Genomic DNA, 15,719 nt, shown 5'->3' on the forward strand with positions numbered 1-15,719 from the left:
GCGGCTTGCCGGCACCGACGTTGCCCGCCAGTGCGGCGATCTGTCGTTGGCCGAAGGTGGTGCCCGGCAGTGTCTCCTCGAGCTCATTCGCGCGGACGCGGGCGGCGTGCTCGATGCTCCTGATGGTGGCGGCGTCGCCGCGGACGGTGAGGGTGGCGGTGCCGTGCTTGTTGACGCGTGCGGGGCGGATGCCGTGCTCGAGCGCAGCAGCACGTTCCTTGGCTGCCGCAGTGGCGGGGGCTGCGGCGGCGACCTTGCTCTCGACGAGTGCTTCGAACCGGGCCCACCCGAGCCGCCCGTCCGCGGCCTCGTGGACTTCGTTGTCGACCCAGGCGGCTTCGTCGTCGCTCAGGTCTCGGGTCGCGGTCGCGACATGCCTGGCGTGCCCGACCCGCACCGTCCCCGCGGTGACCCCGGCCTGGAGGCGGGGGAGGCGGTGGTGGATGTCCACCGCGTCCGCGATCAGCCGCTTCGCACCAAACGGAGACGTCTGGATGCGGGCGCCGAAGGCTGCGGCGGCGTACTTGGTGATCAGCGGTGTCCCGGCCGCGCCGGCGGGGCGGGCGCGGTCGGCGGCGCATTTCGAGAACGGGTCCAGCGCGTCGGGGTTGTGCAGGACAGCCCACTGATACGCCGCTGCCAGCAGCTCGCGCTCGGCCTGGAGGCGGGTCTCGTGGCGCGTGGTCGCGAAGGACAGGACGTCGGTCTTGCCCATCTCCCGTAGCTCGTCGAGCACCCGATTGCTCATGGAAGGAGTCAATACGGGAGGTCCGACAGATTGCGGTCTGCGCGGGGATGGGTGTGGACAAAGTGGGGAGGGTCGGGACCGGGGTCTCGATACGCCGCTCGTCCCTCGCGGCTACTCGACCAACGAAGGTGGCGCGGCTACTCGATCAACGAGGGGCCGGCGGGGTCACAGCTCCTTGGCGAAGAATGCCTCGGCGTAGGGGTTGTCGTTGTAGCGGTCGATCCGCTCGTAGCCGGCGCGCTCGTACATTGCGATCGCCTCGAGCAGGGCGCCATTGGTGTCGAGGACGACCCGCCGGTGCCCGTGCTCGCGTGCCAGCGACTCGAGGTGGCGCAGCATCCGCGAGCCCAGTCCGGCGCCGCGCCAGGCGTCGTGCACCCACATCCGCTTGATCTCCGCCGTCCCCGCGCCGACCTCGGGCACGGGCCGGATCCCGCCGTAGGCGACCGGCGCGCCGTCGGACGTCGCAACGACGTAGGTCGCGCCGGGCTCGGGGGAGTCCGGTCCGCCCGGGTCGAAGCCGTCGGGGAAGGTGGCATCGAGCTCGGCGAAGTAGCGGGCGGTCGCCTCGCGGGCGATCGGCTCGTCGGCGGCGACCTCACGCAGGTCGATCGTCGCGGCCCGCGCCCGTCGGTCCGCCGACGCGGCGTCGGACGTCATGACCCGACTGTAGTCAGGCATCACGGCGCAGGGCGGTGCAACAACCCGCCAATGAGTCGAGCCCCCGACCCGAAGGTCAGGGGCTCGATCCGGTTGGGGTGAGTAACGGGACTTGAACCCGCGACATCCGCCACCACAAGGCGGCGCTCTACCAGCTGAGCTATACCCACCATGGCCTGACGGCCGGGGACGAGTGTAGACGTACGTCGTCCCGAAGCGGGAATCGGTATCGCTCCGATCCGTTGGTCAGCTCGAGCCTCAGCCGCCGAGGCCGGTGATCGAGCCGCCGTGGCGGGCGGCCAGCTCCTTGGCGCGGTCGGCCTCGGGGCCCGGGGCGGCGACGAAGACCGCGTCGCGGTAGTAGCGCAGCTCCTCGATGCTCTCCTGGATGTCGGCCAGCGCACGGTGGTTGCCGCGCTTGGTCGGCGCGTTGAAGTACGCCCGCGGGTACCAGCGCTTCGAGAGCTCCTTGATCGAGGAGACGTCGACGATCCGGTAGTGCAGGAAGGCGTCGAGGTCGTGCATGTCACGGGCGAGGAAGCCCCGGTCGGTCGCGACGGAGTTGCCGGCCAGCGGCGGGCGGCTCTCGGGCGTGCAGTGCTCGCGCAGATAGGCCATCACCTGCTCCTCGGCCTCCTGCAGGGTCACGCCGTTCTCCAGCTCCTCCAGCAGGCCGGAGGTGGCATGCATGTTGCGGACGAACTCGATCATCTGGTCCAGCGCCTCGGCGGGCGGCTTGATGATGACGTCGACGCCCTCGCCGAGCACGTTGAGGTCGAAGTCGGTGACCAGGGCCGCCACCTCGACCAGCGCGTCGTTGACGAGGTCGAGCCCCGTCATCTCACAGTCGATCCAGACCAGTCGTTCGTTCACGATCGGCCACCCTACGCCGTACGCCGGGGAGCCGAGCGGGGTGCTGCGGGCTCTCAGGGAGTGCTCAGAGGCGCGGGCTACGCTCGCTCACGTGTGGAAGGGACTGGCCTGGCTGGGTCTGCTCGCCCGGCTGGTGACCGGTGGCGTGTGGATCGTCGCAGGGGCCCTCAAGATCGCCGACCCGGCGGCCAGCGTCGAGGCCGTCCGGGCCTACCAGCTGTTGCCCTGGTCGGTGGCCGAGTGGGTGGGCCTCGCCCTGCCGGCGCTCGAGCTCGTGATCGGGCTCGCCCTGGTGCTCGGCCTCTTCGCCCGAGGCGCCGCCGCCATCTCCGCGTTGCTGTTCGTGGCGTTCATCGTCGGCATCGCCTCGGTGTGGGCGCGTGGCATCGAGATCAACTGCGGCTGCTTCGGCGGTGGTGGCTACGACGCCGACGCTGCTGACCAGTACCCGTGGGAGATCGCCCGCGACGTCGCCCTCCTGGCCGCATCCCTCCTGGTCGTGTGCGTACGACGCACCCGGCTCGCCCTTGATTCCGTACTGTTCGACCGTCGACCCGACGAGCCCGTCGAGGTCGCTGAAGGAGCTGAGAACTGATGTCGTCGTCCTCGTCGAAGGCCGCCGCTCGCGCACAGAAGGCCGCCGAGATGCGCGCGGTGCAGGAGAAGAGGGAGGCCCGTCGCCGGATCCTCACCATCCTCGGTGTCGTCGTGGCGATGATCGCGATCGTCGGTGGCGCGATCCTGATCGGCAAGATCCAGACCGACAAGGAGCAGGACGAGCTCGAGGCCGGGATCCCGGCGATCGGCAAGAGCGACTACGGGCTGGTGATCGGCGAGGAGGACGCCCCCCACTCGGTGATCATCTACGAGGACTTCCTCTGCCCCTATTGCGGCCAGCTCGAGGCAGCCACCCGCGACAACCTGGCCGAGCTCGCGGCCGAGGGCAAGGTGCGCGTCGAATACCGGCCCTTCGACCTGCTCAGCCAGATGATCGAGACCGACTACCCGATCCGCGCGGCCAACGCCTTCGCCGTCGTCCGGGACACCGCCGGCGACGAGGCCGCCAAGGAGTTCCACGACCTGCTCTTCGAGCGCCAGCCCACCGAGGGCGACGAGGACTCCTACCTGACCGACGACGAGCTCGTTGCGCTCGCCGTCGAGGCCGGTGCGACGGAGGCCGACGTCCGAGGCGGCATCGAGGGCCTCGACCAGGAGGGCTGGGTCGACGGCGCGACCGCCGAGGCGCGGGAGTCCGGCGTCTCGGGCACGCCGACCGTCTTCGTCGACGGCGAGGTCTTCCAGACCGGTGGCGGCGTCGACGGCCTCGCCCGCGGGATCATCGGCGCGGTCGACTGAGGATGACCGCCCAGCCCCGGGCGACGCCCGCCTTCATCGCCGGCCTGCCGAAGGCCGAGCTGCACGTCCACCACGTCGGCTCGGCGTCGCCCCGCATGGTCGCCGAGCTCGCCGCCCGGCACCCCGGCGTCGTACCGGCCGACCCCGAGCTGCTGCGCGAATTCTTCGCGTTCCGGGACTTCGCCCACTTCATCGAGGTCTACCTGGCTGTCGTCGACCTGATCCGCGAGCCCGAGGACGTCCGGTTCCTCACCTACGAGATCGCCCGCGAGCTCCACGAGGGACAGTCGGTGCGCTACGCCGAGCTCACCTGCACGCCGTACACGTCGGTGCTGCCGGACGATCCCGACCGGGGCATGGCGATCGAGGCCTACACGGAGGCGATCGAGGACGCGCGGCTGGCGGCGGAGCGCGACTTCGGGCTGGTGCTGCGCTGGATCTATGACATCCCGGGGGAGTCGGGGATCCCCGCTGCCGACGCGACGCTGCGCTTCGCGCTCGACCACCGCCCCGACGGGCTGATCGGCTTCGGGCTCGGCGGGCCGGAGATCGGCGTGCCGCGCGAGCAGTTCGTCCCGCACTTCCAGGCCGCGCGCGCCGCGGGTCTGCACTCGGTGCCGCACGCCGGCGAGACGACCGGCCCGGAGACCATCTGGACCTCGCTGCGCGACCTCGGCGCCGAGCGGATCGGCCACGGCACGTCGGCCGCGCAGGACCCCGCGCTGCTGGCCCACCTGGCCGAGACCCGGATCCCGCTCGAGGTGTGTCCGTCGTCCAACGTCGCGACCCGGGCCGTGGCAACGCTGGCCGAGCACCCGCTGGCGCAGTTCGTCGAGGCCGGCGTGGTCGTGACCATCAACTCCGACGACCCGCCGATGTTCGGCACCACGCTCAACCGCGAGTACGAGATCGCTGCCGATCTGCTCGGTCTCGACGACGCAGGGGTCACTGACCTCGCCCGCGCCGGTGTCGAGGCGTCCTTCGCGCCCGACGACGTCAAGGCGCGGGTGCTGGCGGAGATCGACGCCCACGCCGGCTGACAGCTGAGCCGAGAGCATTCGGCCCCGCGGAGCTCATACTTCCGCGGGGCTGCGTCCTTTTGTACGGCGCCCGGCGCGCCTCGCTGCGAAGGCGCGCCGGACGCGTGAGAGCGCCCCCGGCAGGAGTCGAACCCGCAACCATCCGGGTAGAAACCGGAAGCTCTATCCAGTTGAGCTACGGAGGCTCGCGCGCCAGTATTCCAGCCGCAGCTCAGTGCCCGGCGATCGCCGCGGCGACCGCGTGATGCACCTCGGGGTGGAAGACCGACGGCATGATGAAGCTGGCGTTGAGCTCGTCGTCCCGGACGACGTGGGCGATGGCGTCGGCAGCGCGCAGGCACATCTCCACGGTCACCTCGTGCGCGCGTGCGTCGAGGAGGCCGCGGAACACGCCGGGGAAGGCCAGGACGTTGTTGATCTGGTTGGGGAAGTCGGAGCGGCCCGAGGCGACGACGGCGGCGTACTTCGCGGCCTGGGCGGGGTCGACCTCGGGATCGGGGTTGGCGAGGGCGAAGACGACGGCGTCCTCGGCCATCGAGCCGATCCACTCGGGCTGGAGGATGTTGGGGGCGCTGACGCCGATGAACACGTCGGCCCCGACGAGCACCTCCTGCAGCGAACCGCGGCGACCGTTGGGGTTGGTGAGCGCGGCGAGCTCGGCGTGGGCGGGGGAGAGGGCGCCGTCGCCCTCGACGAGCGCCCCGGTCCGGTCGTTGACCACCACGTCGCGCACGCCTGCCGCGAGCAGCAGCTTCACGATCGCCGTCCCGGCTGCGCCGGCGCCGGAGACGACGACCCTTGCCGACTCGATCGCCTTCTCGACCACGCGCAACGCGTTGGTGAGGGCGGCGAGGACGACGATGGCGGTGCCGTGCTGGTCGTCGTGGAAGACGGGGATGTCGAGACGCTCGCGCAGCCGCGCCTCGATCTCGAAGCAGCGGGGCGCGGCGATGTCCTCGAGGTTGATGCCGCCGAAGCCCGGCGCGATGAGCTCGACGGCGCGCACGATCTCGTCGGTGTCCTGGGTGTCGAGGCAGATCGGCCACGCGTCGATGTCACCGAACCGCTTGAACAGAGCGGCCTTGCCCTCCATCACCGGCAGCGCCGCACCGGGCCCGATGTTGCCGAGTCCGAGGACCGCGGAGCCGTCGGTCACGACCGCGACCGCGTTGCCCTTGATGGTCAGCCGGCGCACGTCCTCCGGGTTCTGCGCGATCGCCATCGAGACCCGACCGACGCCGGGCGTGTAGGCCAGCGACATGTCGTCGCGCGTCTTGAGCGGCACCTTGGACGCGACCTCGATCTTGCCGCCCAGGTGGATCAGGAACGTCCGGTCCGAGACCTTGTGGACCTCGACACCCTCCACGGCCGCGACCGCGTCCTGCAGTTCCGCGGCGTGCTCGGCGTCGGCGGCCGAGCAGGTGACGTCGAGGGTCAGCCGCTGGTTGCTCGACTCCGCGACGTCGATCGCGGTGACCATGCCGCCCGCCGCGGCGATGGCCGTGGCGACCTCGCCGACGACGCTGTGGTCCGTCGGCGTGTGCAGGCGCATGGTGATCGAGTACGACGAGGCGGTGGCAGTTCTCCGAGGCACCCCTCGAGTCTGGCGCCGCAGCGGGGTTACTCGGAAGTCGCAAGGGCTGGAACTTTGCGAACACAACGCTGGACAGGTGTCCAGACGACTGTCATGCTGCGGCGGTGACGACGCCCCTGATGCCGGAGATCGGCTGCTACGGCCTGGCCGGCCACACCGACTCGCCCCGCGACCTCGTCGACGAGGCGCGGCTCGCGGAGTCGCTCGGCATCGGCTCGGTCTTCCTGTCGGAGCGCTTCAACGTCAAGGACGCCGGGGTGCTGGCCGGGGCCGTCGCCGCGGCGACCGACCGGATCGGCATCGGCACCGCGGCCACCAACCACAACACCCGCCACCCCCTCGTCACCGCGACCATGGCCACCACGCTGCACCGGCTCAGCGGCGGTCGCTACGCCTTCGGTCTCGGTCGCGGCTTCGACCTGCTCTTCGACGTGATGGGCCTGCCGCGGGTCACCGGCGCACAGATGGCCGACGCCATCGGCATCTACCGCCGTCTGTGGCACGGCGAGGGCTTCGGACACTCGGGCCCGGCCGGCGACTACCCGTGGCTCTCCCAGGACTCCTCCTTCGACGAGGACATCCCGGTCCTGATGATGGCCATCGGCGAGAAGTCACTGCAGCTCGCCGGCCGCGTCGCGGACGGCGTCGTGCTGCACACGTTCTTCACCGACGAGACCCTGGCCCGAGCCGTCGCGATCATCCGGGCCGCCGCCGAGTCCGCCGGTCGTGATCCCGCGTCCGTGCGAGTGTGGTCGGTCCTTGCCACGGTCGAGGACTCGATCCCGGAGGAGGCGCGTCTGCGCAAGCTGGTGGGCCGGCTGGCGACGTACCTCCAGGGCTACGGCGAGGTCCTCGTCCGCGCCAACGGCTGGTCGCTCGACGATCTGCAGCGCTTCCGCGAGCACCCGCTCGTCGTCGGCTATCCCGGCGCGTTCGACGCCATCGGCACCGTCGAGGAGCTGACGCGACTGCGCGAGGAGGTGCTGCCCGCGCACTGGCTCGCCGCCTCGGCCACCGGCACGGCCGACGCCTGCGCGGCCCGCATCCAGGACCAGCTCGACGCCGGCGCCGACTCCGTGATCCTGCACGGCGCGACGCCCAGCGAGCTCGCTCCGGTGGTCCGGTCGTGGGCCGCGCGACGCGACGCCGACGTCCTCGACCGCCTGCCCGTCAACCCGGGCCGGGCGGAGGTGGCCCGGTGAGCGCCCCGATGGTGACGAGGATCGAGGAGATCACGCCGGAGTGGCTCTCCCTCGCCCTCGGGTACGACGTCCGGTCGGTCGAGGCGACACCGGTCGGCACCGGTCAGATCGGGACCTGCCACCGGCTCTCGCTGGACGGCGATGCCACGCTGCCGGCGACCCTGCTGGCCAAGCTGCCCGCCGCCGACCCCGGAGCGCGGGCGCTCCTCGCGAACCCCTACCGCACCGAGCTGCGGTTCTATCGCGAGATCGCGCCGACCGTCGCGGTCCGCGTGCCCCACGCGTCGTACGCCGACGGGGTGGGGGAGGACGGCGAGTTCGTGCTGCTGCTCGAGGACCTCGCGCCGGCCGTCCAGGGCGACCAGATCGCGGGAGCGTCCGCGGCCGCGGTCGAGGACGCGGTGGTCAACCTCGCCGGTCTCCACGGTCCCCGCTGGTGCGACCCGACGCTGCTGGACGTCGAGGGACTCTCGCTCAACGGCCCCGACGACGCCGCGCTCATGGCGGAGCTGTTCGGTCCCGCCGTCGACCTCTTCCTCGCCAACCTGGGCGACGCGCTGTCCGCCGAGGACGCCGCGGCGGTGCGCGAGATCCCCGCCGTGATCGAGCGCTGGGCACTGGCGAGAGCCGAGCGCTTCGGCCTCGTCCACGGCGACTACCGCCTCGACAACCTGCTCTTCCCACCCGACGGCTCGCCCGGCGTGGTCGCCGTCGACTGGCAGACCCTGAGCCTGGCGCTGCCCGCGCGCGACCTGGCCTACGTGATCGCCACCAGCCTCGACCCGGCGCCGCGACGCGAGGCCGAGCGCGACCTGGTCGCGGCCTACCACCGCGCGCTGGTGGGGCATGGCGTGGCGTCGTACTCCCTGGAGGAGTGCTGGGACGACTACCGCTTCGCCCAGCTCCAGGGGCCGCTGGTCACCGTCTTCGGCCAGGCCTACGGCACCCGCACCGAGCGCGGCGACGCGATGTTCGCCACCATGACCTCCCGGTGCTGTGCGGCGATACGCGATCTCGGGACCCTCGACCTGGTCTGACGGGTCGGTTGGGCCGCGGGATCGGAAGGCTCAGTGGGGCAGCAGGTATGCCGGATGCTCGTCCTCGAGCAACCACTCGGGAGTGATGGGGACGCTGGTCACTCGCTCGAGCAGGTGCCACGAAGCCGGCCGGGTGTCGCCTTCGAAGTCGAGGCCCTCCTCCTCAGCCATCGGCTCGGTGCCGAGGTAGTCGTGGTCGAGAAACGGGTCGAAGCTGCGAACCGCCTTGCCGTTGATGGCGACGAACACGTGGTCGTCGCCGTTGACGGTGGTGCTGTACGACGCCACCGTGCCATCGCGGCTCAGGGCACGCATCGACTCCTCGGGCACGACGTCGAACCAGGTGAAGAGAACCGCCGCGCCGCCGCGCTGTGCGACGAGGACTCCCTCGCCGTCTCCCGCGAAGTCCGCCTGGCCTTCCAGGTCCAGGATTCCCTTGGCCTCGGCGGTGCTCATCTTGGGGACGACCACGACTTGGTACCCGGACGAGAAGCGGGCGTCCGTGTCGACCCAGCTGTACGGCCGGCCGGGGGTCTTCGCGAGTTCAGAGTTGAGGTAGTCGAGATCGATGGGTCCGAGCTGCCAGTGAGTCGAGCCGATGGCGATGTAGGCGGGCGCCCGGCATTCCGTGAGTGGTTCGCCGCTCTCGTCAGCGGGCATCAGCAAGTCGACAAGCTGGCCTCCGCCGCCATGGCCCGCGTCCACGGTGGTGGCAGACCGTGACGAACCAGCCTGCTTCGACGACGAGCAATGCAACGTCGGGGCGACGGACAGGCGCGAGTCGGGCGGAGCGTCCCAGCCGTCCCACGAGACGGAGGTGGTCAGCCAGATCTGCTCGCCGTCGCCGCCGACTGAGTCCACGGCGACCCGGAAGTGGATCCCCGGCGACAGCTCCGCCTCGTCGCCGGTGGTGAGGCTCTCGATCGGGGCCGGTTCTGACGCCGACGGCGTGTCGTGAGTTCCGCAACCGGCCAACAGTCCGGTCAGGAGCAGGGGGATCCACCGAGGCGCCACGGCAGTGGACCCTAGCGGGGTTCCCTGCCCGCCGGAGCGTATTGAGGGGACCCCGGGAAGTTCGACCTGCGGCTGCCTTCGTCTCGTGGACCTCACGCAGCCACCGCCCTGCGCGGCCACCGTCAGGACATGACTCACGCGGGGCTCAGCCGCTCAACGACCCCATCCACTCCTCGATGCCCTCGGCCGTCCGTGGCAGGGCGGCGGACATGTTGTGGATGCCGTCGGCGGTGACGACGACGTCGTCCTCGATCCGGATGCCGATGCCGCGCAGCTCCTCGGGCACCAGCAGGTCGTCGGCCTGGAAGTAGAGGCCCGGCTCGACCGTCAGCACCATGCCCTCGGCGAGCTCCGCCTCGCGGTAGGCCTCGGGGGCGGCCTGCCCGCAGTCGTGCACGTCCATCCCGAGCATGTGGCTGACGCCGTGGAGGGTCCAGCGGGAGTAAACCTTGGAGTCCGGGTCCAGTGCCTCCTCGACGGAGACCGGCAGCAGGCCGAGGTCCTCGAGACCGTGGGCCAGGACCACCATCGCCGCCTCGTGACCGGCCAGGAAGCGAGCGCCGGGACCGAGCACGTCCATCGCGGCGTCCTGCGCCTGCAGAACGAGCGAGTAGAGGTCGCGCTGCAGGGGCGTGAACCGCCCCGCAACCGGCAGGGTCCGGGTGACATCGGCGGTGTAGAGGTTGGCGCCCTCGACACCCATGTCGCACAGCACGAGCTGGCCGGGCGTGATCGGACCGGAGTTCTCGATCCAGTGCAGGGTCGTTGCGTGCGATCCACAGGCGACGATCGAGTCGTAGCCCAGGTCGTTGCCCATCGTGCGGGCCCGGCGGAAGAAGGTGCCCTCCAGCCAGCGCTCGCCGTGCTCAACGACCCGGTCCCACTCCCGCACGCAGTCCTCGAAGCCCAGCGTGGTCGCGTCGACGGCGGCCTGCAGCTCGCCGAGCTCCCACGCATCCTTGACCAGGCGCATCTCGGAGGCGACCCGGCCCAGCTCGGCGTCGCGCTCGGCATCGGGCGTCACCCAGCCGTCGACCGCGGCCGAGACACCCCGGTGCACGCGGGTCTTCGTCGAGCCGGTCAGATCGTCCTGCAGCTGGTCGACGTGACGCACCCTGAGCCCCAGGGCGGCTGCCAGCTCCTCCGCCGACGGACGCTTCCCGGCCCACAGGGCGCCGTAGGTCCGGTCCCGGAAGAACTCGTCGCTGTCGCGTCCCGAGCGCGGCCGGGCGTAGAGGAGACCCTCGCCGTCGGGCTCGATCACCAGGACGGCATCCGAGGTCTGGTTGCCGCTGAAGTAGGCATGCGCGGTGTCGGCCCGGAAGCGGTAGTCGGTGTCGTAGGAGCGGACCTTGTAGCCGCCGCCCGGCAGCACCAGGCGCTCGCCGGGGAACGCCTCGGCCAGTCGGGCGCGCCGGGCCGCCGCGGGAGCGGCCACGGGATGCGCCGCGACCTCGCTGACCCGGTCGTCCCAGCCGGTCCGCATGAAGGCGGCGTAGGCTGCCGGGACGGCCGGATCGTGCTGCTCGGTGTCGAGCCCTGTCTCGGACCGTGGGTCCGACCCGGGGGCGATGCTTGCGGTGGGGGTTTCCTCGCTCACCTCGCCGATCCTACGCCGCGATCAGGAGCCGGAAGAGCCTGCCGGATAGGCTGCCCCCCATGCCCTCAGCCCCCCGAGACAGCGTCGCGTTCACGGTCGTCGTGACCGTGTCCGCCGTCGTGGGGGCCCTGGTCGTGCTCGTGGTGCTGGCCCTGTCCGGTGCGCCGGGCACCGCTCTTCTGGCGACGGCTCTCGCCGCACTGCCCGTCGGACCGGTCGTGGCCCTCTATCTGTGGCTCGATCGCTACGAGCCCGAGCCCAAGCGCCTGCTGGCCGCCGGCCTGGCGTGGGGGGCCTTCGTCGCGACGGTCGTCGCGATCCTCGTGCAGGGCGTCGGCGGCCTGCTCGTGGGCTTCACCGACAACTTCTCCCTGACCGTGCTCGCCCCGGTGATCGAGGAGGCGAGCAAGGGCCTCTTCCTGCTCCTGCTGCTGTGGTGGCGCCGCCACGAGATCGACGGCGTCCTCGACGGCATCGTCTATGCCGGCATGGTCGGAGTCGGCTTCGCCTTCACCGAGAACATCCTCTACCTCATCGCGGCCTTCGACGGCACCGACGGCGCGGGCCCCGGCGGCGTCGGCGCCCTCACCTGGACCTTCGTGCTGCGCTGCGTCTTCAGCCCCTTCGCGCACCCGTTCTTCACCGCCTTCATCGGCATCGGTGTGGGTCTCGCCGTCGCGTCCCGGTCGCGGGCCGTGCGGATGGTGGCGCCGATGATCGGGTACGTCGTCGCGGTGGGTGCGCATGCGTTGTGGAACACCTCGACGGTCTTCGGCCTCGGCGGCTTCCTCGTCGTCTACGTCGTGATCATGGCGCCGGCCTTCGTCGGTCTGGTCGCCCTGGCCTGGTGGCTGCGGGAGACCGAGGCGCACCTGCTGCGCATGGCGCTCACCGACGCCGCCGAGCGGGGCCTCATCCCCGCCACCGACATCGGCTGGGTGGTCGACCTGCGGGCCCGCCGCGACGCGCGGCAGCACGCCCGCCGCCAGGGCGGGCGCGAGGCCGAGCGGGCCGTGCGGGCCTACCAGCAGGCGGCGATCGAGCTCGGCTACCTGCACCACCGGCTGCTGCGCGGCACGGCTCCGCACGACTGGCAGTTGCGTGGTCAGGACTTCGTCGGGCGCATCCAGGCGGCCCGACCACGGATCGTGTTCCCCGGACAGGTGGTACCACAGCGATGACCCACGGACACCCGGCCACCGACGGCCTCGTGGGGGACGGCCTCAACAGTCGGATGCTGACGGAGGTCGTGCGCCTGCACGGCGCCCTGCGGGCCGCCGGACTGCCGCTCGACCTCCCCGGCATCGAGGCGCTGCGGGTCGGTCGCGACCACATCATCGAGCAGCTCGAGGACTACATCATCCCGCGGCTGACCGAGGTCGAGGCGCCCCTGCTGGTCGTCGTGGGCGGCTCGACGGGCGCCGGCAAGTCGACGCTCGTCAACACCCTCGTCCAGGAGCGGGTGACCACTCCCGGCATCCTGCGGCCGACCACTCGCTCGCCCGTCCTCGTGCACCACCCCGAGGACGGACGCTGGTTCGGGCAGGACCGCCTGCTGCCCGACCTGAAGCGGGTCCACCAGTCGACCAACGACCAGTCGGCGATCCAGCTCGTCGCCAGCGCCAACGTCCCGCGCGGCCTCGCCCTCCTCGACGCACCCGACGTCGACTCGGTCGACGAGCGCAACCGCGAGCTCGCCGCCCAGCTGCTCGCGGCCGCCGACCTCTGGCTCTTCGTGACCTCCGCTGCCCGCTACTCCGACCAGGTCCCGTGGGAGCACCTCAAGGTCGCCGTCGACCGCAACACCGCGGTCGCGCTCGTCCTCGGCCGGACCCCCGCCGAGGACGTGGCGACCGTCTCCGTCCACCTGGCGCGGATGATGGCCGCCCGCGGCCTCAAGGACAGCCCTCTCTTCTCCGTCGCCCAGGGCGAGGTCAGCGAGGAGGGCCTCCTGCCGGCGTCCTACGGCGCCGACATCCGCGGCTGGCTGCAGGCCCTCGCCGCCGACAGCGCCGCGCGCCGCGACGTCGTCGGGCAGACGGTTGCGGGCGCCGTACGCACGGTGACGCGGAAGGCCTTCCCCCTGGCGGACGCGACCGCCGCCCAGGTCGAGGCCGTCGGCGAGCTGCTGGCCTCCGCCGACGCGGTCTACGACGCCGCGCAGACCGAGCTGCTGTCGGCCAGCACCGACGGCACGCTGCTGCGGGGCGACCTGCTGGCCCGGTGGCAGGAGTTCGTCGGGAGCGGCGAGCTGGTGCGCAGCCTCGACGCGAAGGTCGGCTTCGTGCGCGAGCGCCTCGTCAACGCGATCAAGGGCAAGCCGCAGCAGGCCGAGCGGGTCGCGGCGGCGATCGAGCTGGCCTTCGAGGCCCTCGCCGTCGACCGTGCCGACCAGGCCTCGGCGACCGCGTCGGCCGCCTGGGCGACGACCGGGCACGGCGCTGCCCTGCTCGAGGCGACGACCGACGACCTGCGACGAGCGGGGCGCGGGCTGCGCTCGCGTGCGGGCCAGGATGCCCGCGGGTGGCACGAGGAGCTCCAGGAGTTCGTCCGGCACGAGGCGGGTGACGCCCGCACGAGTGCCCGCTTCCTCGCCGTCGGCGTCCGGGGACTGTCGGTGACCCTCGCTGTCGTCGCCCTCGCCGGACCGACGCCGAGCGGCCAGGCCGCCGAGTCGGTGCGACTGGGCCACGGTCTCCTCGAGACCGTCCTCGGACGCGCCGCCGCCGACCGCCTCATCGACCAGGCCCGGGGCACGCTCGCGCGGCGTCTCGCCGGGCTGATGGTCGCCGAGCGGGGGCGCTACCTGGCGCCGGCCGCCCAGTGGCAGCTCAAGCCGGATGCCGCCGACCAGCTGCGACAGGCCGCCCGCCGGGTCGACGACCTGCGCTTCGCCGCCGCCAAGAAGGGAACGGGTGGACACCTGTGACGACCAGCTCGACGAGCACCACCGGATCGGCTGACGGACGGGGCGACCTCGCGACCCGCGGGACGGCGCTCGGCGACCGGGTGGCCGGGCTCGCCGACGCCAGCGCCGCTGCCCGCGGGCGGATCTCCGACGGGCTGCTCGACGACGTCGCGGCCGCGGCGGAGAAGGCGACCGGCCGGCTGAGGCTCTCGGCCCGGCACACGGTCGTCGCCATCGCCGGCGCCACCGGCTCCGGCAAGTCGTCGACCTACAACGCCCTCACCGGCCTGGAGCTCTCCTCCGTCGGCATCCGCCGCCCGACCACGTCGTGGGCGACGGCCGTCGTGTGGGGCAGCGAGGGCGCGGGCGAGCTGCTCGAGTGGCTGGGCATCCCGCCGCGTCACCAGACGATGCGTGACTCGATGCTCGACTCGCGGCAGCGCGATCCCGACGCGACCGAGCTCGACGGCGTCGTGCTGCTGGACCTGCCCGACCATGACTCGACCGAGGTCTCCCACCACCTCGAGGTCGACCGTCTCGTCGCCAGCACGGACCTGATGGTGTGGATCCTGGATCCGCAGAAGTACGCCGACGCGGCCGTCCACGACCGCTACTTCAAGAAGCTCGCGACCCACCAGGACGTGATCGTGGTGGCGCTCAACCACATCGACACCGTCCCGGTCGAGCGTCGCCAGGCGATGATCGACGACGTTCGTCGGCTGCTGGCCGCCGACGGCCTGCCCCTGGTGACGGTGCTGGGCATCTCGGCCCGCGAGGGCATCGGCATGGACACGCTGCGTGAGGAGATCCGTCGCCGGGTCCAGGACAAGGCCGCGATGAACGCGCGCGTCGCCGCCGACCTCGAGGCGGCCGCGGGCCGCCTCGAGCAGGCCGGCGGCGCCACGCCCGCCGTGGAGCTGCGTGCCGAGCGGGTGCGTGACCTCGAGGACGTCGTCGCGGACGCGGCTGGCGTCTCGGCCGTCGTCGACGGCATCGAGCGGACCGTCGGCGTGCGCGCCCGAGCGGCCGTCGCCTGGCCGCCGTTCGCCCTGCTGCGGCGCGGCGACGACGATGAGAGCTCCGAGGCTCCGCAGGTCGCACCGCTGGACCGCTCGTCGGTCGACACGTCCGTCCGCGGGCTCGTCGACGAGGCCGCCGAGGGCGTCGGTCCGCCGTGGGCGGGCGACCTGCGCTCCGCCGCGGCCGGACGCCTCCCGGCGCTGGGCGACGCGTTGTCCCGTGAGCTGGGCCGGGTCGACCTGGGGGCCCGGCTGCCGTTCTGGGTGGGCGCCGTGCGGCTGCTGCACTGGGTGCTGCTGCTCGCCGTCCTCGGTGGACTGGTCTGGTGGGGTGCCGCGCTCGTGCAGGGCACCGCCGACGACCTGCCGGCGGTGGCCGGCGCCCCGTTGCCCGCGATCGTGGCGGTGGCCGGGCTCGTGCTCGGTCTGCTGCTGGCCGTGGTCGGCCGGGTGCTCGTCGGCGGGCTCGCCCGCTCCCGCGCGGACGCGGCTGACGAGGATCTGCGCGACGTGGTCCACCGCCTCCTCGACGCCGAGATCGTCGTGCCGGTCACCCGTGAGATCGCCTCCTACACCGCCTTCCGGCGCGGCATCGCGACGGCTCGCGGCGGTCGCTGACCCGGTCCCGGGGCCGGGTCGTCCGACTCTCTCGTCACCGCACACACCGG

Annotated in this window: 13 protein-coding genes, 2 tRNA genes and 1 pseudogene; 8 read left to right on the top strand and 8 right to left on the bottom strand. The window is 72.1% G+C overall.

Features of this window, described 5'->3' with window-relative positions:
- From E9934_RS19435 to orn, 4 genes and pseudogenes are all read right to left on the bottom strand, one after another.
- Positions 1–748 (bottom strand): annotated as a pseudogene (locus E9934_RS19435) (hypothetical protein); the annotation flags it as partial.
- Positions 749–913: 165 nt separating this feature from the next.
- Positions 914–1,408, bottom strand: a complete 495-nt coding sequence (locus E9934_RS00325; protein ID WP_158294873.1) for a GNAT family N-acetyltransferase — start codon at positions 1,406–1,408, stop codon at positions 914–916.
- Between the two features lie 94 nt (positions 1,409–1,502).
- Positions 1,503–1,578, bottom strand: a tRNA-His gene (locus E9934_RS00330).
- 88 nt (positions 1,579–1,666) lie between these two features.
- Positions 1,667–2,281: an oligoribonuclease gene (gene orn / locus E9934_RS00335; protein ID WP_136560857.1), complete on the bottom strand. Its 615-nt coding sequence runs from the start codon at positions 2,279–2,281 to the stop codon at positions 1,667–1,669.
- A gap of 91 nt (positions 2,282–2,372) precedes the next feature.
- Here orn and E9934_RS00340 point away from each other — a divergent pair, with 91 nt between their 5' ends.
- Genes E9934_RS00340 through E9934_RS00350 form a run of 3 tightly spaced genes read left to right on the top strand, consistent with a single transcriptional unit; the run spans position 2,373 to position 4,677 of the window.
- Positions 2,373–2,876 (top strand): DoxX family protein, encoded by a 504-nt coding sequence (locus tag E9934_RS00340; RefSeq protein WP_136560858.1) that lies wholly within the window; start codon positions 2,373–2,375, stop codon positions 2,874–2,876.
- Positions 2,876–3,637: a DsbA family protein gene (locus E9934_RS00345; protein ID WP_136560859.1), complete on the top strand. Its 762-nt coding sequence runs from the start codon at positions 2,876–2,878 to the stop codon at positions 3,635–3,637. The genes E9934_RS00340 and E9934_RS00345 overlap by 1 nt, the downstream gene beginning before the upstream one ends.
- Positions 3,638–3,639: 2 nt before the next feature.
- Positions 3,640–4,677 (top strand): adenosine deaminase, encoded by a 1,038-nt coding sequence (locus E9934_RS00350; protein WP_136560860.1) that lies wholly within the window; start codon positions 3,640–3,642, stop codon positions 4,675–4,677.
- Between the two features lie 111 nt (positions 4,678–4,788).
- Here the strand turns inward: E9934_RS00350 and E9934_RS00355 are convergent.
- Both E9934_RS00355 and E9934_RS00360 read right to left on the bottom strand, forming a co-directional pair.
- Positions 4,789–4,862: transfer RNA gene (locus tag E9934_RS00355), tRNA-Arg, on the bottom strand.
- Between the two features lie 26 nt (positions 4,863–4,888).
- On the bottom strand, positions 4,889–6,229 hold the full coding sequence (locus E9934_RS00360) for an NAD-dependent malic enzyme (RefSeq protein WP_136561441.1): 1,341 nt from the start codon (positions 6,227–6,229) through the stop codon (positions 4,889–4,891).
- A 146-nt stretch (positions 6,230–6,375) separates the two neighbouring features.
- Between E9934_RS00360 and E9934_RS00365 the strand changes: the two genes are divergently transcribed.
- Positions 6,376–7,473 (top strand): TIGR03857 family LLM class F420-dependent oxidoreductase, encoded by a 1,098-nt coding sequence (locus E9934_RS00365; protein ID WP_202977139.1) that lies wholly within the window; start codon positions 6,376–6,378, stop codon positions 7,471–7,473.
- Positions 7,470–8,510 carry a phosphotransferase family protein gene (locus tag E9934_RS00370; RefSeq protein ID WP_202977140.1) on the top strand — a complete coding sequence of 347 codons (1,041 nt, stop codon included), beginning with the start codon at positions 7,470–7,472 and terminating at the stop codon, positions 8,508–8,510. The genes E9934_RS00365 and E9934_RS00370 overlap by 4 nt, the downstream gene beginning before the upstream one ends.
- 30 nt (positions 8,511–8,540) lie before the next feature.
- Here E9934_RS00370 and E9934_RS00375 read toward each other — a convergent pair whose 3' ends face one another.
- Together E9934_RS00375 and E9934_RS00380 are read right to left on the bottom strand one after the other, a co-directional pair.
- Positions 8,541–9,371: a hypothetical protein gene (locus E9934_RS00375; protein WP_136560861.1), complete on the bottom strand. Its 831-nt coding sequence runs from the start codon at positions 9,369–9,371 to the stop codon at positions 8,541–8,543.
- Positions 9,372–9,669: 298 nt separating this feature from the next.
- Positions 9,670–11,124, bottom strand: coding sequence for an aminopeptidase P family protein (locus E9934_RS00380; protein ID WP_238694663.1), 1,455 nt, complete (start codon positions 11,122–11,124; stop codon positions 9,670–9,672).
- Positions 11,125–11,183: 59 nt separating this feature from the next.
- Here E9934_RS00380 and E9934_RS00385 point away from each other — a divergent pair, with 59 nt between their 5' ends.
- From E9934_RS00385 to E9934_RS00395, 3 genes are read left to right on the top strand one after another with little or no spacing between them, the layout of a single operon-like run.
- Positions 11,184–12,305 carry a PrsW family intramembrane metalloprotease gene (locus tag E9934_RS00385; RefSeq protein ID WP_136560862.1) on the top strand — a complete coding sequence of 374 codons (1,122 nt, stop codon included), beginning with the start codon at positions 11,184–11,186 and terminating at the stop codon, positions 12,303–12,305.
- Between the two features lie 53 nt (positions 12,306–12,358).
- Positions 12,359–14,053: a dynamin family protein gene (locus E9934_RS00390; RefSeq protein WP_136561445.1), complete on the top strand. Its 1,695-nt coding sequence runs from the start codon at positions 12,359–12,361 to the stop codon at positions 14,051–14,053.
- Positions 14,050–15,669 (top strand): GTPase, encoded by a 1,620-nt coding sequence (locus E9934_RS00395; RefSeq protein WP_136560863.1) that lies wholly within the window; start codon positions 14,050–14,052, stop codon positions 15,667–15,669. The genes E9934_RS00390 and E9934_RS00395 overlap by 4 nt, the downstream gene beginning before the upstream one ends.
- Positions 15,670–15,719 lie beyond the last annotated feature (50 nt).

Origin of the sequence: Nocardioides caeni, assembly GCF_004912195.1 — a bacterium.
Lineage (GTDB): Bacteria > Actinomycetota > Actinomycetes > Propionibacteriales > Nocardioidaceae > Nocardioides > Nocardioides caeni.

What these genes read in the sequence shown, in the direction of transcription:
- E9934_RS00325 (WP_158294873.1), bottom strand. Translation starts at nt 1,408, where the DNA reads ATGACGTCCGACGCCGCGTCGGCGGACCGACGGGCGCGGGCCGCGACG.
- E9934_RS00345 (WP_136560859.1), top strand. Translation starts at nt 2,876, where the DNA reads ATGTCGTCGTCCTCGTCGAAGGCCGCCGCTCGCGCACAGAAGGCCGCC.
- E9934_RS00350 (WP_136560860.1), top strand. Translation starts at nt 3,640, where the DNA reads ATGACCGCCCAGCCCCGGGCGACGCCCGCCTTCATCGCCGGCCTGCCG.
- E9934_RS00360 (WP_136561441.1), bottom strand. Translation starts at nt 6,229, where the DNA reads ATGCGCCTGCACACGCCGACGGACCACAGCGTCGTCGGCGAGGTCGCC.
- E9934_RS00385 (WP_136560862.1), top strand. Translation starts at nt 11,184, where the DNA reads ATGCCCTCAGCCCCCCGAGACAGCGTCGCGTTCACGGTCGTCGTGACC.
- E9934_RS00390 (WP_136561445.1), top strand. Translation starts at nt 12,359, where the DNA reads ATGCTGACGGAGGTCGTGCGCCTGCACGGCGCCCTGCGGGCCGCCGGA.